The organism is Leptolyngbya sp. AN10, from assembly GCF_050565645.1.
Taxonomy (GTDB): domain Bacteria; phylum Cyanobacteriota; class Cyanobacteriia; order Leptolyngbyales; family Leptolyngbyaceae; genus Leptolyngbya.
Genome location: NZ_JBNXVP010000013.1, coordinates 163360 through 188228 on the forward strand (window position 1 = coordinate 163360; position 24869 = coordinate 188228).

A 24869-nucleotide genomic window follows, 5' to 3' on the forward strand; every position below is an offset into this window, starting at 1 on the left:
ATTAAAAGGCGCAACCAGAATCACTCCTGAGTTGCGCCTTTTTGATTTACCGCATCCATGCTTTTGTTGGCAATTCAGCATCGGTTTGCGATTTCACTTCCGTTGCTTTATTGGTTGGTTGAACTGCGATTTTAACTACCGTTTGACTAAGCTTCTCGGTAGCAGCTACGGTTGCTGTCGGAGGCTCGATCGTTAAAATTTGTTCTGCTTGCAAATAGCTTCTTCCATCGGCGGTGAACTGAACGCTCGTTCCCTGATTTGCTGTCGTGCTTGATTGCTCTTGAATCCCGATCGAGTCCTGTGTGGGATCAGTCATTGCCAAGAATCGGACTTGGTTCTCAGGCTCAGATTTGAGATTTAGCGATCGAGAAGTTTTTTGCCAAGCCTCTAATCGGTCTTGCGGTAAGAGATTCAGCGAGGTTTGCCATTTCCCTTTTTCGACCTTGACTTCTGTTCGAGCCAGGATCGAATAAGACTGTCCTGATTCGGCTTGGGAATTGGGCTGCAAATTGCGAATTGCTTGAATCGTCAATCGAGTTTGATCTGGCAAATTGGTGCTGCCTGTGACCTGGTAAATTCCCGGATCGCGAGTTGGCTCAACCTGCATCGATAGGTCTGTTTTAGGAGTCTGTCCACTTCCAAGAAAAGGAATAGCAGTGCAACCTGTACAGAGAATCAGGAACGAGATCAGTGTGCCACTTGCACAGAACCGAAGAAATTTCTGAAAGCCTTTCATAGTGAATTCTCGTAGGGGATATGAGGAACGATCGCAAAACTGGACGTTTACTCTATTCATTCCCTGACCAGTGCAAGCGGTTTACACCTAAATTACGGGAGCCAGTTTTGCATCTGACATAAGTAAATGTGTCATTTTTTACTAGCCAGGATAAAAGTATTAGTAGCTAAAAGGAAAGGTTCGATTCGGTTAATTACGGGAACTCTAGGCACAATGATTGATTTCGGTCATAGCATCCGAGGTCAATTTCTGAAGAAGTTAAAATCAACAGTAAAATCCGCTACATATTTTTAGTGATAATACTGACTTTGATTCAGGCTTCGTCAATGTTGTTCTCGGCACTCTGAAGAGTGTCTATTGAGCCATAACGGTGTGGTATGTCAGATATAACCCGGTTCGCTAAGTCCAGTTCTCTCCTGTCGTGCGTTGTGGTTTCCGCGATCGTCGCTCTATTTGCAGGTCTCAATGCCGGAAAACCCGCACAAGCTAACCCTTCAGAACAAAGTTCTGCGACCAAGATTGCTGCGGTCTCTCAGCCGAATTTGCCGATCGAGCGATCGCAACCGATGATTCAATCGGAAGCTGATCTCATTCAACAGCTATCAGGGCAAACAACTTCCGTAAAACCCGTTACTACTCAAAAGCCAAACTTTGCACCTCCGATCGCAGGATCAGCAATTTCACTTCCAACGACTCAACGCACTGAGCAACCCAAATCGTCTTTAGTTGCATCTACCCTTTCTGCAACGGATGTTCAGGGTGGAATTCTACCTGCTGAACAGCGTTTTACGGCTCCGGTTTCTACTGTCAGAGGCATTCGTCCTGATGCAATGAAGGAGCCGATTAATTTTGAAGCTGCGCCAACCGAAATCGCGCTCAATCCTTCTCGTACTTCAGATTTAGTCGCTCAATCCGGTCGCAATGCCGATTCTCTAACCCGATCCCGCCGCCCATTCCTACTGAGTACTGCGCTCACGCCGCCGAATCTAACTTTTCAGGGTGTCTACTTATTTCAAGGCGACCAGACTTCAGCACGAGCAAGACTATTTGGTATCTATCCACTCACACCAAATGCGCTGGTCGGTGCAACACTCGATCTCACAACAGGTAGAGCTTTCACTGATACTCCAAACAACGGATTCAATATTACAGAACTCTACTTTGCAACTTCACCGCGTGACATTCCAAACTTGCGATTTGTCGTTGGTCAGATTGATTTAACCTCATACTTCGATCGTAATAGTTTCGCCAAAGATGGAGCCTCGCAATTCTTCAGTCCGGTGTTTCAAACAAACCCTGCTCTGAGCGCGACCGGAATTGCTTCACGCCCAGGTGCATTAGTAAACTTCAGCCTCACCGACAACATCGAAGCAAAGGCAGCCGTTTTCTCGTCATCTAGAGGACTGAGTGATTTCGCACTCGATGGTTTTGCAGGCGAATTAGGTATCCGCTACGGTAACTTGATTGTGCGCGGAACTTATGCCACCGATCGCGATTCTGGCTCCGAAAGTGGTTTCCAAGAAATCTTTCAAATCAGCCGTGGCGGAGGACAAACCGGGGTTCTCCGAGGCGATCGAGAACAAGCTTATGGTGTAAATGCTGAGTTGTTCATTCCTAGCTTAAGAATGGGAGTTTTCGGACGCTACGGACGCTATAACAATCTCGATTTAGACGAAAGCGGCGATACATTCAGCGGCGGCATCACCTTTTTAGATCTGTTAACTCCAGACGATCGCTTAGGGCTTGCCTATGGTCGTTCTTTATCCAATGACCGACTACGGCGACAAAGCGGCGTTGAGAATCCTGATGTCTTGGAATTGTTCTATGACTTCCGGTTACTCCCGAATCTGCGCCTCGGTTTCTCGATCCAAGAGCGCAATAACTTCTCTGAAACGATCGCTGGCGTTCGTCTAAGAACAGAGTTCGATGTCACCCCTAAAGGCAGACAAGCTCAGTGATTTTCCCCGATCCCATGAACACTCGCAAACACCCCGCTAACATGGCTCGCGTCAAGCAACAGTTCACCCTCTCTCTTTGTCTCGGATGGCTTCTTGCCGGGACTCCTCTGCTCACCTTGGCAGAAAGTCAAATTGCGATCGCTCAAACTCCAAACATCCCCGCTGATGTCCGTGAAGCTTATACGCTCCTTGGTAGAGGCTGGGTAGACGATGCGATCAAAGCTTTTCAGCAATCGATTCAACGCTATCCAAGCTCGATCGAGGCAAAGTTAGGACTTGCAATTTCTTTCCGCCGAGCTGGACGCGATGGTGATGCGTGGCAAGCTTACCAGCGAGTTTTGCAGCAAGACCCAAACAATCAGTTAGCACTGAAAACAGTTGGAATTCTGGCTGGTTTTAAACCAGAGTGGCAAAAACAAGGGATTGAAGCACTCACGACTTTGCTGAGGCTCAATAGCGGAGATTCAGAAGCTCGCGCCCAACGTGCATTATTGTACGGCTATCAAGGGCGATTTTCTGAAGCTTTAGCAGACTACGAGCTTGTTCTACAAGCTAATCCAGCACCAGAAGTGCTTTTGGGAGCCGCACAAATTTACACTTATGCAGGCGACGCACAGAAAGGGTTGGAATTGTTTGAGCGCTACCGATCGAGATCAAATACTCCAATTACCGGAAATGCTGCGATCGCTTATGCTCGTGCTTTACGGGCTTCGGGCAATCCAACTCAAGCGATCGCAATCTTAGAAGGACAGCTTCCGAGACAAACGAATGCCTTTAGTATTCAAGTGCGATCGGAATTGTCTCAAGCATATTTAGCAAATCGCCAATCGACCCAAGCATTAGCTATTCTTGATCCACTCCGCGATCGATCTGATGCTCGACTGCCTTTGGCTCGTGCGTTGAATGAATTAGGTAGACGAGAAAATCGTCCTGAACTGGTCACTCAAGCTGGATCGTTCTACCGTCAGGTATTGTCTGAAACCTCAAATCCTTCGCCAATCTTGCTGCGAGAAATTGCAGATGTTCTCAGCGGAATTCCCAAAGAGCGTAAAACCGCACTGCAACTTTATCGGCAACTTGCCCAGCAACAACCAGAGAATCAAACCCTTCTCATTCAGAAACTTGCTCTAGAAGCTCAACTCGGAACACTAACAGACAGTGAAATTCGTCAGCAACTCAGACCAATTCTGCAATCGATCCCGAACGAGCCTGCACAACAATTCGCGATCGCTCAAGCGCTAGTCCGCCTAGAACCCGACCCCGAATTTCTTTCTGTGTATGAGCGTTTGATTCGCAGCGGTGTGAATGAGCCATTTTTGAACTTCCGGCTTGCTCAGATCCTAATTGAACAGAACGAATTCGAGCAAGCAAAGGAAGCTTTATCTCGCTATCAATCGACTCCGGTTGGTTCCCGCGATCGTGCTCCTCAATTGTTGCTTGCAGAACTCGATCGCAAACAAGGCAATCTCGAAGGAGCAGCAAAACGTTACGAAGCTCTAATTTCTGATGAAGCGATCGACGCTGATCTCAAATCTGGTGCAGTTCGTTCTTTAGCAGGACTGCGACTCGCTCAGAATCGATTTGATGAAGCTCTGAGATTATACGATCGCTTAATCGCGGATAACCCCGAAGATGCACAGCTTCAACTCGGTCGTACAGCGGTAGCTTATCAAGCTAAAAAAATCACCGAAGGCGAAGCCGAAACAGTCCTCGCTCGATTCCTTCAATCTCGTCCATCAGAGACTCCTTCGGAACTCTACACATTAGTTGGCATCTTACCCAGCGATCGGAGTCGTGAGTCGCTCTACAACGCATTGATTGAAGCTGATCCAACAAACGTACCTGTCCAAGTTCGCTTGATCCAATTACTAGCAAGCCGCAACCCAAGACAGGCAAGAGCGCAAGCAAATCGATTAATTGCTAGAGTTCGACAAACCTCACCAGACGATCGCTCAAACATCTCGCTTCTCTTCCTCAAAGCTCAACTCGAACAGACACTCGGAAACTCAGATCGAGCCGAAGATGCTTACCAAGCCATCTTGAAAGTACAGCCAGAGAATCTAGATGCCTTGTCTGGTCTGGGAGGTGTGCGATTCCAACAGCGACAGTTTGCCTCAGCTTCTAATCTCTACTCTCAAATTTTGGAACTTGATCCAGACGATCGAATTGCACTGCGATCTCTGGCGGAACTCTCTGCTGCTCAAGGTCAACCTCTGACTGCATTAGATCAATTTGAACAACTCAAGATCGAGCAGGCAGAACAAGGAACATCAGATCCCGAACTGGAACAACGTATCCAGAAAGTTCAAGAAGGAATGCTGCAACAACGCGGGTTCCAACCCCCTTGGGAGCGCTATTAACTTTGGTGGTGATCAATTATGCTGCGCTTGCTTGTACCACTAACCATTGCTGGATTGATTGGACTCGGAGGATTAGTTTCTTGTGCGGCTCCTCCTCAACGTTCTACGTTTGTAGCGAGTGTTGAAGCATCCGATCATAGTTCATTGCTGGCTGAAAGTTGGACAGCTTATCGCAAGCGGTTCATTCAAGCGGATGGACGAGTAATCGACTGGGAAGCGAATGGACGATCGACTTCGGAAGGTCAAGCCTACGCCATGTTACGAGCAGTCATGGCGAATGATCCTGAAACATTCTCGATCGCGCTTCAATGGGCAGAAACTAACTTACAGCGACGAGACAAAAACAATAAGTCGATCGATTCTCTCTGGGCATGGAAATGGGGACAGAATTCGACTGGAGCTTGGGGCATTCTCGATGCTAATGTTGCCAGTGATGCAGATATTGATGGCATTACTGCATTAATTCTGGCATCCAGAAGATGGCAGCGCCCCGATTACCTCAAGCTTGCGCGTACCAAGTTAAAAGATCTCTGGACACACGCAACTCTGACATTGCCCGCTGATGGAAAACGATATCTACTGCCAGGAGCGATCGCGCTTTTTCAGCGAAACGAAAAGCTCAAAGCGAATCCCTCGTATCTCGCGCCGTATGCCTTTCGCCTCTTTGCCCAAGTCGATTCAGAGCGCGATTGGTTGAGCCTCGTAGACAGTAGCTACCAGATGTTAGAGCAATCCTCGAAAGTCTCACCTGTAGGCTTACCGAGCGATTGGATTGCTGTTGATCCAAACACCGGAATGTATACCGCGCTTGATCCAGGCAGTCCGCTGATTACCCGATATGGATTCGATGCCAGCCGCGTTTGGTGGCGTGTGGCGTTAGATGCTACCTGGTTTGGAGAACCAAGAGCCAAAGCCTATCTCAAGGCAAATCTTGGTTATCTCAAACAGATGTGGCAACGAGAGCGCAAAATTCCTGCCAAGCTCGATTTGCAAGGTCGTCCATTAGTAGACTACGAAGCGACTTCACAATACGGAATGTTATACGCTGCTTTCCGCGTGATCGATCCTGCGATCGCACAGGAAATTTTCACCCAAAAGCTATTGCCCTCATACCGAAATGGATTCTGGGATAACGATTCCGCCTACTACTCTCAGAATCTTGCCTGGTTTGGTCTGCTCCCACCGAACCAAATGGCAACTTACCTTACTGAACCTACTCAAGCTGCAAACGTATCCCTTCCATGAATAAACGGTTTTCAGATCAATCTTTGCGTCGAGGCTCTAAAACTATGCTGACACGCACTCTAGTCTTATGTTGTGCTGGATTAGTGACCGGACTCGCGATCGTGCTGCTTCATGCTCAACAACCGATCGCCGTTTCCGCTCAAGGTATTCAAAAACAAGAAGACCAACTCATTCGAGACTTCAAGTTACCAAGTACGCCTGCGGAAGCACCTGTCTACCGCCCACAAGCGCCAGTTTATCAGCCTGAACCTGCTCCGATCGCTGAACCTGCACCCGTCGAAGCAGTGAGCGAACCCTACATTGCACCTTCTGAGCCTGTTGCCTCCGAGTCCCCAGCGCCCACCCCTCAACCTGAGAAGAAAGCTGAGACTCCCCCAAAACCGAATGCAGCACCAATGAGTCAGTATGTGCTGGAGTTCAATCGGAGTCCTGCGATCGGCAACCGTTTCCGTTTACAGGGAACTTACGCAGAAGCACGAGTTGGCTTCACCCGTCCGAAGAATTGGAACGTGAAATCTGCTAAAGCAGTGATTCGATTCCAGCATTCTCCCGCGATCGTATCGGATAAATCGAACATGATTGTTCGCGTGAACGATACAAGCATTGGCAGTGTTCCGATGAACTTGAGAAATGCTCAGATTGGAGAAGCGATCGTCAATATTCCAGCGAATCTCGTTCAAGACTACAACGAGATCACGTTAGTAGCTCAACAGACAAATTCTGCAACCTGCGCCAATCCAGACGATAAAGCACTTTGGTCAGAAGTCTTGCCTGACTCGAAAGTAATCATTGACTATCAACCTCGGTCACTTGCACTAGATTTTAGTCGTTATCCTTTCCCGTTCTTTGACGAATTGGGCTTAGATACACCCCGTCTAAACTATCTTTTGCCTGCTCAAGTCAATGAGGCTTGGTTAACTGCAACGAGTCGTTTTCACACACATTTTGGGCGACTGTCTGATTTCCGATCGCTCGAAACCAGTTTAGTAAAAGACACCAAAAAATTTGAGTGGAACGATCGCTTAGTCATTATCGGGACTCCTCAAGATCAGCCAACGCTCAAATCGCTGAAGCTACCTCTGAACATTGCAAACAATCAAATTCTGGATGGTAGCAAGGCGGCGCTTCCTGAGAATGTTGGTGTTTTGATGCTGACAACGATGAACAATGGTAGTGTGCCAGTCATTGTCGCTTCTGGAAATGGAGCAGAAGGAGTCAAAAAAGCAGTTCAATTCCTAGTGCAACCAAGCAGCAGTCAGATCGGCTCTGGACAGGTGATTCTCGTTCGCGATGTGGCTGAAGTGGCTACACCGAATCCCCGCAGTTGGGATCGCTATCTCCCGCTTCAGGATTCATTCCAACTCAGTGCTTTGAAGGGATTAGATAACAAGCCTTTCAAAGATGTGACTGTACGTGGGACTTCTGCACCTCCTGTACAATTCCAATTCCGCGCTCTGCCGGACGATCGAATGTTGCGTGGTAGCTCGATGAATCTGAGATACAGTTACGGCGCTCAAGTCGATCCTCGTCGATCGTCGATTTCTGTCCGGATTGATGGAGTGACGATCGGCAGCAAGAAACTAACTTCAGACAATGGCGCAAAGAATGAGCTACTCAACGTTGATCTGCCGCCGAACTTGATCAAATCGGATTCAGTGATTGATGTTGCTTTTGATCTGTATGCGAAAGAAACAGCGAAGTGCGGTCAAGTCAGCGATCAACAGCTTTGGGGAACGGTTCATAGCAGTACTGATTTCAATCTCAAACGTGAAAATTCAGTTGAGCTACCGGATCTGAAGCTGTTGACCACAGGTTATCCGTTTACTGCACCTCAAGATTTGTCTAAAACAGCGATCGTTGTTCCTGATTCTCCTACTGATGCGGATGTGATGACACTGCTGAAGTTCAGTGAACGAATGGGACGACTCAGCCAAGCCAATTCAGTGAAACTTGATGTCTTCACTGCATCGAATCTACCCGAACCTGTGAAAAGCGATCGACATTTAGTCGCAATCGGAGTTCGCGATCGATTCCCCGTTAAAGAAATGCTCGAATCAAACTCTGGATTCCGCATCATGGACGCTTTCGCACGAGAATCTGGCAAGGATCAGATTCATGCTCTACCCGACCAAGGTGGCGTGATTAAAAGTATGTTGTCGCCTTGGAACCGCGATCGGGTAATGATTGCACTGACCGCACAAGCAGAACCAGGACTGAAACAAGTTCAAGACGTGTTGAGCAATGATCTTTGGTTCTATCAACTCAAAGAAGACACGGCACTCATCAGCACCAATCAAGTGAACCCTTCACCGTTTGATTCCCATGCTTATCAAATGCAATTCGTGAATCAATCAGAGCGGCGGCGGATCGAGAACACCAATGCTTTGAGCAAAGCGAGACAGCTATTGCAAGAACAGTGGTATCTTCTCCCGATCGGCATTATCGGTAGTTCCCTCTTGTTGTATGGAATTGCTCAACTTTTCCTCAAGCGCGTTGCGGGGTAAATCGTCATGACAAATTCAACTCCTCCAAAACGGTATCGGAGTAAGGGACAGCGGGTTGTAGCCTGGTTTGTCGATCTGATTCCAAATTTCTTCGATCGACTCTTCCAAAAAAACAGCGCTCCTCAGCTTGTTATATTAATGGGCTTGATGCTTGTTCTATCCGTTCCTCTGATTGTGACCCCACTCGAAATTTGGCAGCAGGGAATTGTTGCAGTGCTGTTAATCGGGTTAGGTTGGGCAGTCACCGATATCGAACACAAACACGCGAAAGGACAAACTAGCGAGTATCTGCACCTATTCATGGTGTGGTTGAGCTTGATTACGACCTTTCGGTATTTGTACTACCGCACGAACTATACCCTGAATCTTACGAGTGGTTGGCTTGATGCAACTTGTAGTGTTTTACTGTTTTTGGCGGAACTCTACGCGATTTTGACTTTGGCGCTGGCATTCTTTCAAACTCTGAAGCTAAAAGAACGGAAGCCTGTTGAACTCTCAACCATTCCTGAGCATCAGTGGTTCAAAGTTGATATCTATATTCCGACTTACAGCGAAGATGTCGAGATTGTTCGTAAAACAGCATTGGGAGCATTAGCGATCGACTATCCCGCTGACAAAAAGAAGGTATACATTCTTGATGATGGTCGTGCTGAGAAATTCCGAGAAAGACGGGAGCAACTTCGGCAGATGTGCAAAGAACTGGGTTGCACACTTCTAACTCGCGACAACAATGATCACGCAAAAGCAGGAAATATTAACACTGCATTGCGTCGAACAGGTGGCGATCTCGTTCTGATTCTCGACTGTGACCATATTCCGGTTCGTCATTTTCTTAAAGATACCGTTGGCTTTTTCTACAGTCCTAAAGTCTCGCTCGTTCAAACACCGCACTGGTTTTACAATCCTGATCCGTTTGAGCGGAACTTGCAGACGGGCGGTAAGATTCCCGTAGGTAATGAACTGTTTTACAAAGTGCTACAGAAAGGAAATGACTTCTGGAACGCAGCTTTCTTCTGTGGATCTGCGGCGGTTGTCAGAAAGTCACACTTGCTGGAAGTAGGCGGTATTGCGGTTGAAACGGTGACGGAAGACTGTCATACCTCACTGAGACTGCATTCTTTGGGCTATGAATCCGTTTACTACGACAAAATTATGGTGGCGGGACTTGCTCCAGAGAAGTTCTCCGCTTATGTGGGTCAGCAGATTCGTTGGGCACGAGGAATGGCACAAATCCTTCGGCTTGAGAATCCACTGTTTAATCCGAAGTTGAAATTATCGATCGGGCAACGAATCTGCTATTTCAGCGCAACTTCCCACTTCTTCTATGGTTTCCCGCGCCTGATGTATGCGTTGGCTCCCGCGATGTTCCTCGTATTCGGAATCAATCCAATTCGAGGTTTAGGACTGGAAACTTTAGCGTATGCGCTGCCTCACTTTTTTGTTTCTACCTACGCAAACTACATCACTTACAAGAATGTTCGTTTCTCCTTCTGGAACGAAATCTATGAGTTCGCGATGTCCTTCCACGCTGGGATTGTAACCATGCTGGCAGTGTTCAATCCAAAGTTGGGAAGCTTTAACGTGACTGATAAAGGATTGTCCGTCACGAAGCGAAGCTTTGACTGGGGTTCAGCAAAAGCCTTGATGACTGTAGCATTGTTAGTTACCGCTGGCGTTGCCGCAGTTCCGTTCTGGTTGATTTTGCGTCCTCAAGACTCGGAAGCTGTGTTAGTAAACATGGCTTGGAGTTTCTTTAACCTGATTCTGATTGTGTCAGCGCTATTGGTCGCCTTGGAACAGCCGCAACTGAGACGGGCACATCGACTCGATCGTAAATTATCCGCAGTGCTTTACACAAATGGTGCAGTCATTCAGGGACGCACAATGAATGTGAGTGAAACGGGTTGTCAATTGATTGTGGATAACTGGGCGGATTTTCTCGAAGATGCGGAGATTGAATTGATCGGGGATTACGGAGCGAGAGCCTTTGTCAAAGGACAAATTATTCGCGTCGTTCCAATGAATGAAACTCAGGCGATGTTATCGATCGAGTTTATCGATCTAACCCGCGCTCAACTCGATGCCTTGAGTGTTGTGATTTATTCTGATGTGCGGGAGTGGTACTCTCAGCAACGAGAAAACGTCGATGATCCGTTTCAATCATTCAGGTTCATTGTCGGGAGTCTGACTCGATCGTTTAAACAGCGTAATGCTGAACCGAGCAATGTTACGAGAGTTCGTAAAGAGATTCGTGCTTATGCTCAACTGTATTGGAGAGGGCAATTTTACGCGGGTGTTGCAACGCGGATTAGTAACCGGAGCTTGCAACTAGAGATTCAATCGGATGCGATCGAAGATGTTAAACTTTTGAGCTATTATCAACCGCTTGTTGGGTTGCTCTTGAGTCAAACTGCGGATCAATCTTTGCCAAATCGATTGTTGGCAAAGGTGGAGCAAATTGAAATCATTGACGATCGAACGATTATCGAGTTGCGCTTCCCGGATCAAATCATGCAGCGACAAGAAGATAAAATCAAACAACTTGTCGATACTTTGAATTAGATTGGTTTGGCATTCGATAAAAAGACCTTGATTGGAGAGATATCAATCAAGGTCTTTTACTTTTTATTTGCCGCGTACTGGATTGGATCGTCTGACTAGAGCATCTGCTGTAACTGCAAGAACAAGAACGGCTCCTTGAACAATGTTCTTGATGCTCTGATCTTGGTTTAGCAAGTCGAGTCCATTGTCTAAACTGCCAATCACTAATGCACCTAGAATCACTGCCCAAATAGAGCCACGTCCTCCGAATAAGCTAACTCCACCGATTACCGCAGCCGCGATCGCATTCAACAATAAAGTTGCACTAATTTGAGTTGCAACTGCCGTACTCCGAGAAGTCAGCATAATTCCTGCCACTGCCGCGAGAGTCGATGCCAGCGTGAACACCGCCATTTTCATCGCAATCACATTAATTCCAGCGCGTCTTGCGGCTTCTTCATTGCCACCAACCGCATACAAGTGACGACCAAACGGCGTTTTACGAAGAATTAACCAGAACGCCAGCACGATTCCTAGCGAGATCATGACCGCTTGGGGAACGCCTTGATACGTTTGGAACAGGAACACAATCAAGAAGATGCCTGCAAAAATGCCTGCGACTTGAGCGATCAAAGTGGTTGGACGTTTTACTGAAAGTCCTGCTTTGGTTCGACGTTGACGTTCGTACCAAGCTCCGATCGCATAAAGAGCAGCAACGACGATCGGTAATCCCCAACCTACGATCGGATTAAGATAAGTTGGTGCTAAAGCACGAATGGCTGGATCACGAACAATTAGGGTCGTTTGCCTTCCAAGTACCAGCAGCAAAAATCCGGCATATCCGATCGAACCTGCCAACGTCACAATGAAGGATGGGACTCTTAAGATGGCAATGAAAAATCCATTTACCAAGCCAATCAATGCACCGACTACAAGTGCTGCCAATATTGAGGGAACTGCACCCCAATTTTGATACACCGAAACGGTCGCCATTACTGCCGCACAAGCTTGGGCAACAGCAGCCAAACTTAGGTCAATTTCGCCTAGTAGTAGGACTAAAACAGCCGCAGTACTGAGAATGCTAATAACAACAATTTGCTGAGTTAGGTTGGTTAAGTTTCTGGCTTGGAGAAAAACGCCACCTGTTGTTAGTTGGAAATACAGCGTAATGAGTGCAAGCGTGACGATTACTGGAATAAATCCTAGATCGCCTCGCATGAGAGAACGGAGATTGAATGACGATCGCGTAAGATTTGACTTTGGATCGCTTATTTCTGCATTGACTGTAGAACGATCGTCTTCTTTGGCATTGGTTTTCATAGCATTTCTGGAGAGGAAACGGGAGCATCGCGATATTCTGCGCCTGTGATAGCGGCAACAACTTGTTCTGAGGTGGAATTTTTGATGTCAAACGTAGCGGAACGTTGACCGAGACGCATGACAATCGCTCGATCGCAGACTTCAAAGACATCATGCAAGTTGTGAGAAATTACTACTACAGCTAGACCTTGCTGTTTCAAGCGGTTGATTAGGTTTAGAACTTGCCGAGTTTGGGCAACTCCCAGTGCAGCGGTCGGTTCATCCAGGAGAACGACTTTAGGTTGACGAAGGATTGTTTTTGCAACCGCAATACATTGGCGTTGTCCACCGGAAAGCGTGGCGACCGGACGACGAACTGATGGAATTTTGACATCGAGCATTTTGAGAACCTCGATCGTGCGGCGTTCCATCTCGGTTTCGTCGAGGGCTTTTAGAATGCCTGGAATAATCCAGCGATAGGCTTCTCGACCAAGCCAAAGATTTGCAACCACATCGAGATTGTCACAGAGGGCTAAGTCTTGATAAACCGTTTCGATGCCGAGACGGGTGGCATCTTGAGGAGAAGAAATCGTGACGGGACTCCCATCGATCAAAATCTCACCCGAATCAGGAACGTAAGCCCCAGACATGGTTTTGACGAGCGTTGATTTTCCTGCACCGTTATCCCCGACAAGTCCAACCACTTCGCCTGCGTACACTTCAAAATCAACATTTTTCAGGGCTTGAACACCACCGAATGATTTATTGATGTTGTGGAGTTGCAGACGGGGAATGGCGCGATCGCTTTGTGTTCCGGTTTGAGTCGGTAAAACTGAATTGTTCATAGTTGCTGTCTTGATAGCGGGGTGATGTTAAATCACCCCAATTCCATTAGCTGCGGCAGATACCCGTCGTATCGCCCGTGATGCCGTTGCAGACTTCTTCCCGCTTCAGATAGCCATCTGCGAAAACGGTCTGTTGAATGTTGGTTTTATCGACTGCGATCGGGGCAATGAGCGCAGAGGGAAGTTGTCCACCGGATTTTAGAGCCGTTTGACCATTGACGATTCCACCTGGATTTGTGCCGTTACTTAAAGCAGCAACTAATTCGGCGGTCGCTTGAGCTTCTTTGGCGATCGGCTTGTAAATGGTCATCGCTTGATCGCCTGTGAGAATGTTTTGAATTCCTGTCAAAGTTGCATCTTGTCCAGTGACAAGCACTTTGCCATCCAGTTTTTGCGATCGTAGTGCTGCGATCACCGTGTTCGCCATGCCATCATTCGCAACATACGCAGCTTGGACATTGTTCTTTTGCTGCGTCAGAATGCCCTCCATGATCGATTGCGCTCTTGCGTTCTCCCAGTTTGGAGTGTACTGGTCAAACACTAGATTGAGTTGTTTGCTATCTACTAAAGGTTGCAATGCTTTTAATGCACCTTCTCGGAACTGGAGTGCATTGTTATCGGTTTGCGAACCATTGATCATGACCAAGTTCGCGCCCGGTTTTAGACCGAAAGCGCCTTTTTGAAATTGATCTGCGATGTATTGTCCTTGAAGTTCACCGACTCGGACATTATCAAATGACACATAGTAGGCAACATCTGGGTCTTGAATTAAGCGATCGTAAGCAATGACTGGAACTTGACTTGCTTTCGCTCTTTGTACAATCACAGATGCTTTATCACTGTCTTTTGGATCAACGACAAGAATGCAAGCGCCTTTCGTGAGTGCTGCATCTGCTTGGTTTTGTTGAGTGTCCGCATCATTATTGGCGTTGGCATATTGAATCGTTGCATCGGGAATTCGGGCTTTGATTTCCTTTTCTAGAAGCGGTCGATCGTAGGCTTCGTATCGAGCCGATGAATCGGATTCGGGCAAGAGAATTCCAATATTCTTACAACCCTTTGCTGCGGCAAATCGAGTATCGGTATTCGTCGCAGCGGAGGGATTATTCGCAGAGTTTGGATTGGTTGCAACGTTATTTTGATTGCTACAGGCAGCAAACATCGCCACACTGATTAGCGGCAAGAATTTGAAAGTTAGATTTAAAGAACGCTTCATTTCTATTGTCCTAGAGTCTGAGTCATGTATCGAAATGCAGGTTTGATCCTAGCGATTGTGTTGCAGTTTGGGTGGGGAATTTTAACAGCGGAAATTCGCTATTTCAAAAGATAAAATAGGGCAGTTGCTGTTAAGAATTGTATAGACATTCCCTTTGCTAAAAGAGCGATCGCTTGAATCTGAAAATATTGGTAATCAGGAGCGATCCCCGTATATTTGACATTAGATTTCTTTGATAAAAGTTCGCCTCTACCGTCAGAATGAAGGAAAAAAGTAAGTCAAGAAATCTTCAGATTTTCTAAATACTCTAGCGAAGTAATCTCAATCACGCGGAAAACCGCCCCTGCGATCGAGTCAAGAATTCTTCAAATTAATCTATCTAAAGGAAAAGGCAGGAAAATTTTACAGTACGGTAAACTGCACTATTACAGGCATCGGTGAGGAGGATACGATCGAGCCTGTAAAGAGAAAGCACTATAGGAGAAATCCAGGATGCAAACCACTTTTGATTCTGATAAACGCCGCTTGTTATCCTGCCTAAGTCATGGCGCAATTTTCTTTAGCACAACGTTGTTTTCGTTTGGCGTTCCGTTTGCAGTCAATCTGCTCTCTGATGATCCGATCGTCAAAGCGAATGCTAAAGAGTCGATGAACTTTCACCTGAATGTTTGGTTTTGGGCGGCAGTGATTGGAATTCCGGCTGCCATTCTGTCGTTCCTGACCTTTGGAATTGGAGGAGTGCTATTCTTTCCGCTGATCGGATTTGGATACTTGCTGCACTGGGGATTGACGATTTGGGCACTGGCGCACTGTTTCACGAAGCCAGATGAGCCGTTTCGTTATCCGTTCATTTTCCGACTGTTCTAGAGAATTTTGGATTGCTGTTGAAACCGTAACGGTCAGGAATTGTAACCGTTACGGTTTTTTGTGTTTAGACGTTGACCGAAGCACGATCGAGCGATTCAACCAGCGATCGGACTGCGGCAATCATGGCGATTTCGCTGTCCAGCTTGTGAATTGCGCTACCGACACCGACACCGGAAGCACCAGCGGCGATCGCTAACGGAGCGGTGACACTGGATAGACCGGAGGCACAGAGAACGGGAATGTCGATCGCATGAGAGATTTCGTAAGCTGCGGCTAGAGTTGGAGCCGCTTTTTCGATTAAGCCCAACACGCCAGAATGTGCCGGAGCCGAAGAAGTTCCGCCTTCGGTTTGAATCAAATCAGCACCCGCTTTCACGAGATCTTCTGCCAGTTGAACTTGTTGGTCTAATGGCAAAATGTGAGGAACGGTCACGGAAAGGGTAATGTTCGGTAACAGAGCGCGGGTCGCCTGAGTCAGTGCCAATACTTCTTCCGCTTCAAAGCGACGACCTTGAGCGTAAAAACTGTCAAAGTTACCGATTTCGATCAGGTCTGCACCGGACTCGATCGCCATCACGAATTGTTCAGGTTCGACGGCAGAAACGCAGATGGGTAAGCTGGTCAATTGTTTTGCCATGCGGATCAAGTTGGCATCAGCCGCGATATCGACGAAGGTTGCACCACCACGATCGGCAGCTTTGATCACCGAAGCGACGTTGTTGGCATCAAAATTGTTTAAGCCGCTGATGATTTTGAGGGCGCGACCTTGAGCGAGAGCAGTTTGTAGCGTAGAGATCATGATGCTTCATTATTTTGAAGTGAGTACTGATCATTTTGCCAGGATTATGAAATCCGAGCTAGAGGAGAATCGAAACGAATGCAGGAATTAGAGACAGAACGCCTTTGGTTGCGACCTTTCAAGTACGAAGATTTGGATCGATTGGCAGAAATTTTTGGCAATCCGGAGGTGATGCGGTTTATCTCTTCAGGAACAAGGACACGGGCAGAACTTGAGGCTGGATTTCCGGCAAAGTTGGAACGCTTCGATCGATGGGGGTTCGGAATGTGGGCGGTGATTGAGAAAGCGAGTCAAACGTTTCTTGGTCGCTGTGGATTGATTCATCTGGATGGAACACCGGAAGTTGAATTGGGATACACACTAGATCAGATCTACTGGAATCGGGGATTTGCGACGGAAGCCTCGATCGCTTGTTTACGATTCGGATTCGAGCAAGCGGGATTGGAGCGAATTGTAGCGATCGCCCAACCCGAAAACATTGCTTCTCAGCGAGTCATGCAAAAAGTCGGCATGAGATTTGAAAAGAATGCTTACTATTACAAAACAGATGTTGTTTATTACGCTATCTCAAAGAATGAGTTTCACGCTTTACATGGATAAATTAATTCTTCTGAGTCTCGATGTTGAGAGGTTTGATGTACTTGAAGAATGTGATCAAACTTCATCGGATAGCGTGCAGTTCAAAGCATCGGCTGAAGGGTTGGAAAAAGTTTTGGAATTGCTCGATCGTTTAGAGGGTGTTTGAGAAGTATAAAAAGCGGCTTTGCTTCGTTGCGAGTTCGCCCGGACATGAATTTCCGGGCTAATGGAGGAAACCCCGCTGAAGCGGGCTAAGAGAGCAATACGGAGTTCTTAGCCCAGTTTAGTGGGCTTCCCCCGATTAGCCCGGAGATTTATTTCCGGGCGGATAAATGCGATGAACGGTTACTTCTCAAACATCCTCTTAGAGAATTACTTGATTTGGATTCGATCATTTGGAACATTTTCTGAATTCCAAGAAGCTTAGATCAAAGCAATCTATTCAAGCTGATCAAAGCAGCTTTACTCAATCTCTGCTCAATGTAGAACCGCGTACAGCGACATACTCTACTGACTATCATTACCTAGTTTGGTGCATACAAATTTCGGCTGAAAGTGCCATGATTAGGAGCGATGTCAATTCTAGGGGCTTGTGGGCTTGAACGGATTTCAGCAATTTTGGTCGATCGCAAAACTGTATTGGCAAGGTGACGAAAAGTGGCGAGCACGAGGTTTGTTGCTCGGTGTCGTACTGTTTTTGCTGGCGTATACAGGCTTGAGTGTGATTCTGAACAACAAACGGGGTGTATTGATTTCAGCGTTATCAGCGCGAGATGCAGACCGATTTTGGCAAACCGTGTTTATCTTTCTGGGCGTACTCGTGATTTATGCGCCGCTGCTTGCTGGGTATCGCTATCTGCGCGATCGCTTAAGTTTACAGTGGCGACAATGGCTAACCACTCGATTTGTAGACCGTTATTTTGGCGATCGAGCTTACTATGCACTGACCGCAAATCCTGAGATTGATAACCCAGATCAGCGAATTGCAGAAGATGTCCGCAGCTTTACACAAGAATCGCTCACCTTCTTGCTGGTTGTGGTGGAATCGATTTTGTCGATCGTGGCGTTTAGCGGTGTTCTGTGGGGCATTTCTCGACCGCTCGTAATTTTTCTGGTTTTATATGCTGTGATTGGGACTGTGATCACCGCCGTAATATTCGGCAAACCCTTGGTGCGATTGAATTTTGAGCAACTGAAAAAAGAAGCCGATTTTCGATTTAGCCTAGTTAGAATTCGAGAAAATGCAGAAGCGATCGCGTTCTATCGGGGTGAAGAGCAAGAATCTAATCAAGTCAAATCTCGGTTTCAGGAGGTGTTCGAGAACGTTCAACGCTTACTGATTTGGGAACTGAATCTTAATGTGCTGACGAATGCTTATGAGTTCATCCCGTTCATTTTGCCTGCGTTAGTCGTGGCACCTGCAATTTTTGCGGGAGAGATGGAAGTGGGCAAAGTCACCGAAGCACAAGGCGCATTTATCCGAGTCTTTTTCTCGCTTAATGTGGTCGTGGCTCGATTTCAGGCTTTAACGACCTTTGGTGCTGGAGTGAATCGTCTTTATAGTTTCGCTACGGCACTTGAACCGGAGCAACCCGAAGAAGATCAATCTGCGGTCATTCAAACTGTTGAAGCCGATCGATTAGAGATCGAGCATTTGACGCTCGTTACACCGAATCGCCAACGAACGTTATTCGAGAATTTATCGATCGAGCTTCCAACTCAACGAGGACTGCTTGTGATGGGTCCGAGCGGGTGCGGTAAAAGTTCGTTTTTGAGAGCGATCGCGGGGCTGTGGACGGCGGGCAGCGGTACGATCGTGCGTCCGCAAATCAATCAGTTACTCTTTTTGCCTCAGCGTCCTTATATGGTGTTAGGGACACTGCGCGATCAGTTGCTTTATCCGAATTCTGAGCTTGAAATTGAAGACTCGCAGCTTCAGCAGGTTCTAGAACAAGTCAATCTGGCAAATTTAGCAGAGCGCTTTGGTGGATTTGATGCTAGAGCAGATTGGGCGGATGTGTTGTCGCTTGGAGAACAACAGCGACTCACGTTTGCACGAGTGCTTCTGAACAAGCCGAGCTATGTCATTCTTGATGAAGCGACGAGTGCTTTAGATCAAGAAAATGAAGAACGCTTATATCAACATCTTCAAGCCATTGATGCCACGTTTTTAAGTGTGGGACATCGATCGACTTTGAGGAGCTATCACCAGGCAATTTTGGAACTATCGCAGGATAGAACCTGGCGATTAAAGCAGGACAGCGTTCATCAGAACGAAGGAACACCCGCATGAATAACTTAAAAGTGGAGCTGACGGGAGTCGAACCCGTGTCCAAACTGGGTATTAATTCGCCGATCGTTCACAGGTTTAGCTTCTCTGATCCTCGAAGCGGGAACTATCCTTTGTCCCGGATAATGGGATGCTCTGGTATTGTCTTAGCTAGAACGCCAACCAGAGGTGAAGTTCTAGAGCGACCGTTGGGGGTTTGCTTACTGCCTTTAACGGTGTCAGACTGTAAGCGCTCGAACCTGAATTAGAGGTGTTTTATGCTGCAACAGGTGCAGTTTTACGAGCAAAAGGTACGATGTTGTTTGCATCTATTGTTTTGAGCCTAGATTTACGAGAGTGGACTCCCTCTCGACCTGCATCACGGTAGAACGTTCGCCAACCTGTCGAAACCGTTACAGCCCCTTGACGTTCTCTCATTATAGCGCGTGGTTTTCGATCGTAAAGTAAAGATTTTTTCTACCCCAAGACGCGATCGAATCTCCCTTCTAGATGAAGCATTTGTCAGCGTCTCCTCATACACTGCCAATCAGTCGATGGATGCACAAGGCAAAGAAGTTCCCCAAACCAGTCTGGTCGAAACTTCAGTCAGTAAAGTTCGAGAACTAACCAAAAAAATTGCAGGCAAATAAGGAAACAATTATGGATATCTCTAAAATCAGAGCAGATCTAGCCGTGTATGTAGAAGGTCCGGGCGGATTGGATGGAGCCTCGGATGTGCATTTTGGAACGGTCGAAGCGGTTGAATCAGGAAACTATATCAAGCTCAAGAAACATGATTCTCCCGATGGCAAGTCTCATTGGTTTCCCGTTAGTTGGGTTCGTGCAGTGGATGAAAGTGCAGTGTTCTTAAACAAGACCGTGGATCAAGCCCTAAAGGAATTAATCAATGAAGCGCCAACTGAAGCGTAATTAATTAAACAAGGAGTGCGATCGTATGAGATTGCACTCCTTTCGATTTGAAAACTAACTATTTACGGTTGCTGTATCTGCCGCTTGTGGATCGGGCTTGGCTCCACCCATTCTCACTTCAGAACAGAATGAAGCCATACTAAAGCCTCCAAACCGTTTCAAGATACTGTGGCGCAATCGCACATTCGGGCTTTCAAACCACAGCCGCTCTTTGGAATACATCGTGTCATATTCCGTAATCAGCGTCAGTTCGTTGTTCTCTGCCATTTCATAGCGACCTGCGACGGGAGCTTTTTCGGCGTATCCCATTTCGCGGAGTAATTTACCTTGCTGCGGATTTTCTGGATCAGCGATCGGGACAAGAACGGTCGATCCTGAATGCTTTTCTTCGTCCCATTCCATTGTTCCGTCCCAGGTGACTCGCGCTCCGCACAATGCCGTTTCGGGGTCAACTTCGTACATCTGACAAAGCTGAATCACAGCGGGATCAGTCTTTTCTAATAATTCGATCTGAATCGTCGATTTTCCACCTTCTTGTTGCTTAAATGCGAGATGATGGCTGGTTCGCATTGACGACCATTTGCCCGCACTTTGTTCAAAAAATTCAACAATATCCATGAAATGATCCTATGGCTGGCTGGTTTTTATTCACTCTTTTATTGTAAAAGGTTCAGTCGCCTCGACAATCACACGGATGCTAAGTTGAGAATGCGATCGCAAAACAGGAGCACCCCAATGCAAACCCAAATCAAGCGAGTTACGCCGGAAGAATATTTAGAGCTTGAGCGCAAAGCCGATTTCCGCAGCGAGTACCGAAATGGAGAGATTATTCAAATGACTGGAGGATCAGCGAATCACAATACAATCTTTATTAACTGGTGCGCTTTGCTGAAAATGCAGTTGCGAGGAAAGAACGCGAAAGTTTTTGGAGGCGATTTACGGTTATGGATTCCTGATTTTCGGCTTTATACCTATCCTGATGTGATGGTGATTCAGGGTGAGCCGATTTTTCACGACGATCGCAAAGATATCGTCACGAATCCCAGCTTGATTGTGGAAGTGTTATCGAAATCAACTCAGGAATACGACCGCTCGGATAAATTCAAAATGTATCGATCGATTCCTGAGTTTCAAGAATACGTTTTGATCAATCAATATCGAGTTGAAATTGAACACTATGCGAAAACGTCTGAAGGTTGGCTCCTTCGGGATTATGGAGCCGATACGAAGTCGATTTCTTTGCGATCGCTTGGATTAGAATTCGCGATCGCAGATTTATATGAAGGTGTGACTTTTGAGCAAGATTAATCGGCTCTACGCTCTTTCCACGGTGCAAACAAGGGCAGCAGCAACAATCCGGGTATCGCCAAAATCGCAGTCAGCAAAAAGAACGCTGTCCAGCCCATCGACTGCGCCCACTGTCCCGCTGGTGCAACCAGAATATCTCTGCTAAACGCCGCCAAACTTGATAAAAGTGCGTACTGAGTTGCAGAAAGTCCTGGATTGCAAAGCCCCATCAGAAATGCTACGAATGCCGCTGACTCTAATCCAGCGCAGAAGTTCTCTAAATTAATCGCCAAAATCATTAAGGGAAAATTCTTTCCAACTTCCGCTAATGCAACATAGAGCAGATTTCCACTGGCTTGTAGAACCGCGAAAAACCAGAGCGATCGATTCACCCCAATTCGCGTCATAATCGCCCCACCTGCCAACGTTCCCACAATCACCGCTGCAATACTTAATGCTCTTGGGGTCGCCAAATCATCTGGACTAAACTTCAATCCCTTATCTAACAGAAACGGCGTTGCAACATTTCGCAGCAAAGAGTCGCCCAACCGATAAACGACAATGAACACAAGAATAGCAAGCGATTGCCCCGCTCCATTGCGCCCAATGAAATCTTGAAACGGCAATACAACCGATTCTCTTAGCGTCTCAGGCGGTCGAACTTCTCGCGTCGGTTCTGGTGCAATTAACGAACTGATTAACCCGATCGACATCAGCAACGCCATGATCACGTAAACCCATCGCCACGGTTGCTCGATTCCCCAACTTTGAAATCGCCCTGCTAGATAGAATGTGAGCGCACCTGCGACTAGAATTGCCAGTCGATAACCGAGCAGAAAAACTGAAGCTCCCGCACCCCGTTCATATTCCTGTAGCACTTCAGTTCGATAGGCATCTGCGACAATATCTTGACTCGCGCTAAAGAATGCCACAACTAAGGCAGCAATGAAAAATGGACTGACTGAAAGAGCTTGAAGCGTGTGGCGAAACTCACAGAAGCCTTTGAAGAAAGTTTCATTTCGACAAATATCTGCCGAATTCACAGCCGTTTGCTGAAGCTGGCTCGTATCCTGAAACGCCATCCAGCCGATCGCTAACAATAAAACGATCTGACTGACAATCAGCCAGCCGCGTCTACGTCCCAGTAAAGGGGGAACAAAGCGATCGAGCAATGGCGACCACAAAAATTTCAGCGAGTACGGAATTGCCGCGACGCTAAAGGCTGCAATCACTTTTAGATCGACTCCTTCTTGACTTAACCAGGCTTGCAGCGGATCTTTCCCGGTTAAGTAAAACGGCAAACCAGATGAGAAGCCTAGCAGAATCAGAGCCGCCATTTTTCGACTCTGAAACACTTTAAGAAAAGGTTGAATATTCACGGGATTGAAGCGGAATCGAGAACGTTAGCATCATCGCATAGACAGCGAGATTTGAGTCTCGATCGCACACTCGACAAGATTGTTCCGCACTTCAAAAAATTAGGGACGCTGAATCAACAACGCCCCTTTATTTCTAGAATCTGACTTGCTCTAGAGTTTTCCGTATCCACGCCAAACGCCGACCAAGATGCCTTGAATTTCGACCTCTGAAGCGGGAACTTCGGTAACGGGATACAATTCACGATTCGGATTGCCCGGTTTGAGAATGACCTTGCTACCTTTGCGCTCAAAGTATTTCAGTGTGGCTTTCCCTTGATGATGTGCGGCAACGATCGTGTCATTCTTAACCGTTCTCGCATCGTTCACAGGCTGCAAAATCACAATGTCGCCATCGTCGATCAGAGCGTCGATCATGCTGTGACCGCGAACTTTTAGCGCGAAATGATTCGGCTTCAGGAGCAAATTCGAGAGATCCAGATACTCGACTTCTACATCTGGGAAGGTTTCCACTAAGCTCGTTGCTGCGATCGCGCCTCGAATGGGAACCCCTTGCGGTAAGGGATTGAGAATCCGGATCGTTCGGGCTTGTCCCTCAGTCCAACCGATGTAGCCCTTGTTGCGAAGGTGCTCCAAGCGGCTTTGAACAGGAGCCGGAGACTTGAGATTCATCGCGGTCATCATTTGCCGGATCGATGGAGCGTGTTGGTGGTCACGGATGTATTCGACCAGCCAATCGTAGAGTTGTTGTTGGGCTTCGGTAAGGGGTTCCATAATCTCCTGTGAGAATCACAAATAAACTAAAGGATTTTAGAACACTTGTATCACGAATTTAACCATTCGTCTAGTAAATTTGTTTATCTTTCTCAGAACATTTGTATCGCCATTTTTATCATTTGTCTAGCGATCGCACCCTGTAAAATTAAAACTGTTGATCAAATCCGAACTTTAAACATGACTGCAACTCGCGAAACCAAGCCTAGACTGACTTCCCGCATCGTTAGCGGCATTTTATCGATTCCTCCAGTGTTCAATCTGGCAAGGCTTCGCGCTCGAAATATGATGATCAAACGCGCAGAATCGATCGGGGTTCCTTGGACAAAAATTGTGGCGGATTTGCAGAAACGCGATTGGTCAACCGAATTTGAAAAAGTCAGTAATCCAGGTTTGGAATATCCCGAATATTACTTACGTCCGTTCCATGCGTATGAAGAGGGAAATTTAGGCTGGGAGCCTGCGACTGAGGTGGAAGTGGCAGCGTATGCAGTTCATGCTCGGATTTGGAAAGATGCGGGAAAAGATGGCGATCGACGTTTACGCGAAAGTTATCACGATGTTTTGAAAGCTCAGATTTCAACTGCACCCAAAGAGATTATTGATTTCGGTTGTAGCGTCGGAATGAGTACTTTTGCGCTGCAAGAAACGTTCCCGAATTCGACTGTTACCGGAGTTGATCTTTCACCTTATTTTCTGTCAGTTGCAGAGTATCAAACAGGCGATCGAAAAGATATTCACTGGCTCCATGCAGCGGCAGAATCAACGGGTTTACCTGCGGCTTCTTATGATTTAGTTTCGGCTTGTTTGCTGTTTCATGAATTGCCACAAGATGCTGCGATCGCAATTCTTCAAGAAGCTAGAAGATTACTTCGTCCGGGTGGACATTTGGCAATTATGGATATGAATCCACGTTCTGAAGTTCACGCCAAAATGCCGCCTTACATTCTGACTTTGTTGAAGAGTACAGAGCCGTATTTGGATCAATATTTTGCGCTGGATTTAGAAAGTGCGATCGTTCAAGCTGGTTTTAATCAACCGACACTTACTTGCAATTCTCCACGTCATCGAACTTTGATCGCTCAAGTGCGCTAGATTTTGTTTACTTGACTTGTGGATGCCTTGGCGAATGGAATTCGCGGCTAAACAAACGAAGCCCACCTGCGTGGGCTAAGAGAATGGCTGTTAGAGGATGTTTGAGAAGTATAAAAGCGGCTTTGCTGCGTTGCGAGTCCACCCGGAGATCAATCTCCGGGCTAATGGAGGAAACTCCGCTGAAGCGGA

At 46.9% G+C, this 24869-nt stretch carries 21 protein-coding genes and 1 other RNA gene; 13 read left to right on the top strand and 9 right to left on the bottom strand.

The window, feature by feature from the left end; translation table 11 throughout:
• Positions 1-46: 46 nt before the first annotated feature.
• A complete protein-coding gene (locus tag ACQ4M5_RS19595; RefSeq protein ID WP_430677353.1) occupies positions 47-736 on the bottom strand; it encodes a hypothetical protein in 690 nt (229 codons plus the stop codon).
• 377 nt (positions 737-1113) lie between these two features.
• On the opposite strand from ACQ4M5_RS19595, the gene ACQ4M5_RS19600 reads away from it, so the two are divergent.
• Genes ACQ4M5_RS19600 through bcsA form a run of 5 tightly spaced genes read left to right on the top strand, consistent with a single transcriptional unit; the run spans position 1114 to position 11365 of the window.
• A complete protein-coding gene (locus tag ACQ4M5_RS19600) occupies positions 1114-2694 on the top strand; it encodes a carbohydrate porin (protein WP_430677354.1) in 1581 nt (526 codons plus the stop codon).
• A gap of 41 nt (positions 2695-2735) precedes the next feature.
• The gene (locus tag ACQ4M5_RS19605) at positions 2736-5054 is read left to right on the top strand and encodes a tetratricopeptide repeat protein (RefSeq protein ID WP_430677355.1); all 2319 of its coding nucleotides are present in this window, start codon (positions 2736-2738) and stop codon (positions 5052-5054) included.
• Between the two features lie 18 nt (positions 5055-5072).
• Entirely contained in the window at positions 5073-6299 is a 1227-nt protein-coding gene (locus ACQ4M5_RS19610; RefSeq protein ID WP_430677356.1) for a glycosyl hydrolase family 8, read from the top strand.
• A 44-nt stretch (positions 6300-6343) separates the two neighbouring features.
• Positions 6344-8803 carry a cellulose biosynthesis cyclic di-GMP-binding regulatory protein BcsB gene (locus tag ACQ4M5_RS19615; protein WP_430677357.1) on the top strand — a complete coding sequence of 820 codons (2460 nt, stop codon included), beginning with the start codon at positions 6344-6346 and terminating at the stop codon, positions 8801-8803.
• A 6-nt stretch (positions 8804-8809) separates the two neighbouring features.
• Positions 8810-11365: a UDP-forming cellulose synthase catalytic subunit gene (bcsA, locus tag ACQ4M5_RS19620; RefSeq protein ID WP_430677358.1), complete on the top strand. Its 2556-nt coding sequence runs from the start codon at positions 8810-8812 to the stop codon at positions 11363-11365.
• A 63-nt stretch (positions 11366-11428) separates the two neighbouring features.
• Here bcsA and ACQ4M5_RS19625 read toward each other — a convergent pair whose 3' ends face one another.
• From ACQ4M5_RS19625 to ACQ4M5_RS19635, 3 genes are read right to left on the bottom strand one after another with little or no spacing between them, the layout of a single operon-like run.
• Positions 11429-12664 (bottom strand): sugar ABC transporter permease, encoded by a 1236-nt coding sequence (locus tag ACQ4M5_RS19625; protein ID WP_430677359.1) that lies wholly within the window; start codon positions 12662-12664, stop codon positions 11429-11431.
• On the bottom strand, positions 12661-13488 hold the full coding sequence (locus ACQ4M5_RS19630; RefSeq protein WP_430677360.1) for an ATP-binding cassette domain-containing protein: 828 nt from the start codon (positions 13486-13488) through the stop codon (positions 12661-12663). The genes ACQ4M5_RS19625 and ACQ4M5_RS19630 overlap by 4 nt, the downstream gene beginning before the upstream one ends.
• A gap of 46 nt (positions 13489-13534) precedes the next feature.
• Positions 13535-14704 (bottom strand): sugar ABC transporter substrate-binding protein, encoded by a 1170-nt coding sequence (locus ACQ4M5_RS19635; RefSeq protein WP_430677361.1) that lies wholly within the window; start codon positions 14702-14704, stop codon positions 13535-13537.
• 492 nt (positions 14705-15196) lie between these two features.
• Between ACQ4M5_RS19635 and ACQ4M5_RS19640 the strand changes: the two genes are divergently transcribed.
• On the top strand, positions 15197-15571 hold the full coding sequence (locus tag ACQ4M5_RS19640) for a DUF4870 domain-containing protein (RefSeq protein WP_430677362.1): 375 nt from the start codon (positions 15197-15199) through the stop codon (positions 15569-15571).
• Between the two features lie 64 nt (positions 15572-15635).
• On the opposite strand, the gene ACQ4M5_RS19645 is transcribed toward ACQ4M5_RS19640, so the two are convergent.
• Complete coding sequence (locus ACQ4M5_RS19645) at positions 15636-16370, bottom strand: DUF561 domain-containing protein (RefSeq protein ID WP_430677363.1); 735 nt, start codon at positions 16368-16370, stop codon at positions 15636-15638.
• Positions 16371-16448: 78 nt separating this feature from the next.
• Here ACQ4M5_RS19645 and ACQ4M5_RS19650 point away from each other — a divergent pair, with 78 nt between their 5' ends.
• From ACQ4M5_RS19650 to ACQ4M5_RS19660, 3 genes are all read left to right on the top strand, one after another.
• Positions 16449-16970 carry a GNAT family N-acetyltransferase gene (locus tag ACQ4M5_RS19650; protein WP_430677364.1) on the top strand — a complete coding sequence of 174 codons (522 nt, stop codon included), beginning with the start codon at positions 16449-16451 and terminating at the stop codon, positions 16968-16970.
• A complete protein-coding gene (locus ACQ4M5_RS19655) occupies positions 16963-17115 on the top strand; it encodes a hypothetical protein (protein WP_430677365.1) in 153 nt (50 codons plus the stop codon). Before ACQ4M5_RS19650 ends, ACQ4M5_RS19655 begins: the two co-directional genes overlap by 8 nt.
• 432 nt (positions 17116-17547) lie before the next feature.
• A complete protein-coding gene (locus ACQ4M5_RS19660; RefSeq protein WP_430677366.1) occupies positions 17548-19242 on the top strand; it encodes an ABC transporter ATP-binding protein/permease in 1695 nt (564 codons plus the stop codon).
• 9 nt (positions 19243-19251) lie between these two features.
• Here the strand turns inward: ACQ4M5_RS19660 and ssrA are convergent.
• Positions 19252-19641: a transfer-messenger RNA gene (gene ssrA / locus ACQ4M5_RS19665) on the bottom strand.
• Positions 19642-19664: 23 nt separating this feature from the next.
• On the opposite strand from ssrA, the gene ACQ4M5_RS19670 reads away from it, so the two are divergent.
• Together ACQ4M5_RS19670 and ACQ4M5_RS19675 are read left to right on the top strand one after the other, a co-directional pair.
• Positions 19665-19868 (top strand): hypothetical protein, encoded by a 204-nt coding sequence (locus ACQ4M5_RS19670; RefSeq protein ID WP_430677367.1) that lies wholly within the window; start codon positions 19665-19667, stop codon positions 19866-19868.
• A 10-nt stretch (positions 19869-19878) separates the two neighbouring features.
• Positions 19879-20148, top strand: coding sequence for a DUF2171 domain-containing protein (locus ACQ4M5_RS19675; protein WP_430677368.1), 270 nt, complete (start codon positions 19879-19881; stop codon positions 20146-20148).
• Positions 20149-20202: 54 nt separating this feature from the next.
• Here the strand turns inward: ACQ4M5_RS19675 and ACQ4M5_RS19680 are convergent, their stop codons facing one another.
• The gene (locus tag ACQ4M5_RS19680; RefSeq protein ID WP_430677369.1) at positions 20203-20766 is read right to left on the bottom strand and encodes a phycobiliprotein lyase; all 564 of its coding nucleotides are present in this window, start codon (positions 20764-20766) and stop codon (positions 20203-20205) included.
• Between the two features lie 117 nt (positions 20767-20883).
• On the opposite strand from ACQ4M5_RS19680, the gene ACQ4M5_RS19685 reads away from it, so the two are divergent.
• Positions 20884-21456 (top strand): Uma2 family endonuclease, encoded by a 573-nt coding sequence (locus ACQ4M5_RS19685; protein ID WP_430677370.1) that lies wholly within the window; start codon positions 20884-20886, stop codon positions 21454-21456.
• On the opposite strand, the gene ACQ4M5_RS19690 is transcribed toward ACQ4M5_RS19685, so the two are convergent.
• Together ACQ4M5_RS19690 and lexA are read right to left on the bottom strand one after the other, a co-directional pair.
• A complete protein-coding gene (locus tag ACQ4M5_RS19690) occupies positions 21453-22814 on the bottom strand; it encodes an AmpG family muropeptide MFS transporter (RefSeq protein WP_430677371.1) in 1362 nt (453 codons plus the stop codon). The genes ACQ4M5_RS19685 and ACQ4M5_RS19690 overlap by 4 nt on opposite strands.
• Positions 22815-22964: 150 nt before the next feature.
• Positions 22965-23585, bottom strand: coding sequence for a transcriptional repressor LexA (gene lexA / locus ACQ4M5_RS19695; protein ID WP_430677372.1), 621 nt, complete (start codon positions 23583-23585; stop codon positions 22965-22967).
• A 180-nt stretch (positions 23586-23765) separates the two neighbouring features.
• Here lexA and ACQ4M5_RS19700 point away from each other — a divergent pair, with 180 nt between their 5' ends.
• Positions 23766-24680, top strand: coding sequence for a class I SAM-dependent methyltransferase (locus tag ACQ4M5_RS19700; protein WP_430677373.1), 915 nt, complete (start codon positions 23766-23768; stop codon positions 24678-24680).
• Positions 24681-24869 lie beyond the last annotated feature (189 nt).

Coding starts and splice junctions, on each gene's coding strand:
- ACQ4M5_RS19625 (WP_430677359.1), bottom strand. CDS start 12,664: ATGAAAACCAATGCCAAAGAAGACGATCGTTCTACAGTCAATGCAGAA.
- ACQ4M5_RS19605 (WP_430677355.1), top strand. CDS start 2,736: ATGGCTCGCGTCAAGCAACAGTTCACCCTCTCTCTTTGTCTCGGATGG.
- ACQ4M5_RS19640 (WP_430677362.1), top strand. CDS start 15,197: ATGCAAACCACTTTTGATTCTGATAAACGCCGCTTGTTATCCTGCCTA.
- ACQ4M5_RS19645 (WP_430677363.1), bottom strand. CDS start 16,370: ATGATCTCTACGCTACAAACTGCTCTCGCTCAAGGTCGCGCCCTCAAA.
- ACQ4M5_RS19595 (WP_430677353.1), bottom strand. CDS start 736: ATGAAAGGCTTTCAGAAATTTCTTCGGTTCTGTGCAAGTGGCACACTG.
- ACQ4M5_RS19630 (WP_430677360.1), bottom strand. CDS start 13,488: ATGAACAATTCAGTTTTACCGACTCAAACCGGAACACAAAGCGATCGC.
- ACQ4M5_RS19675 (WP_430677368.1), top strand. CDS start 19,879: ATGGATATCTCTAAAATCAGAGCAGATCTAGCCGTGTATGTAGAAGGT.
- ACQ4M5_RS19680 (WP_430677369.1), bottom strand. CDS start 20,766: ATGGATATTGTTGAATTTTTTGAACAAAGTGCGGGCAAATGGTCGTCA.
- bcsA (WP_430677358.1), top strand. CDS start 8,810: ATGACAAATTCAACTCCTCCAAAACGGTATCGGAGTAAGGGACAGCGG.
- ACQ4M5_RS19700 (WP_430677373.1), top strand. CDS start 23,766: ATGACTGCAACTCGCGAAACCAAGCCTAGACTGACTTCCCGCATCGTT.
- ACQ4M5_RS19600 (WP_430677354.1), top strand. CDS start 1,114: ATGTCAGATATAACCCGGTTCGCTAAGTCCAGTTCTCTCCTGTCGTGC.
- ACQ4M5_RS19655 (WP_430677365.1), top strand. CDS start 16,963: ATGGATAAATTAATTCTTCTGAGTCTCGATGTTGAGAGGTTTGATGTA.
- lexA (WP_430677372.1), bottom strand. CDS start 23,585: ATGGAACCCCTTACCGAAGCCCAACAACAACTCTACGATTGGCTGGTC.
- ACQ4M5_RS19615 (WP_430677357.1), top strand. CDS start 6,344: ATGCTGACACGCACTCTAGTCTTATGTTGTGCTGGATTAGTGACCGGA.
- ACQ4M5_RS19685 (WP_430677370.1), top strand. CDS start 20,884: ATGCAAACCCAAATCAAGCGAGTTACGCCGGAAGAATATTTAGAGCTT.
- ACQ4M5_RS19650 (WP_430677364.1), top strand. CDS start 16,449: ATGCAGGAATTAGAGACAGAACGCCTTTGGTTGCGACCTTTCAAGTAC.
- ACQ4M5_RS19635 (WP_430677361.1), bottom strand. CDS start 14,704: ATGAAGCGTTCTTTAAATCTAACTTTCAAATTCTTGCCGCTAATCAGT.
- ACQ4M5_RS19610 (WP_430677356.1), top strand. CDS start 5,073: ATGCTGCGCTTGCTTGTACCACTAACCATTGCTGGATTGATTGGACTC.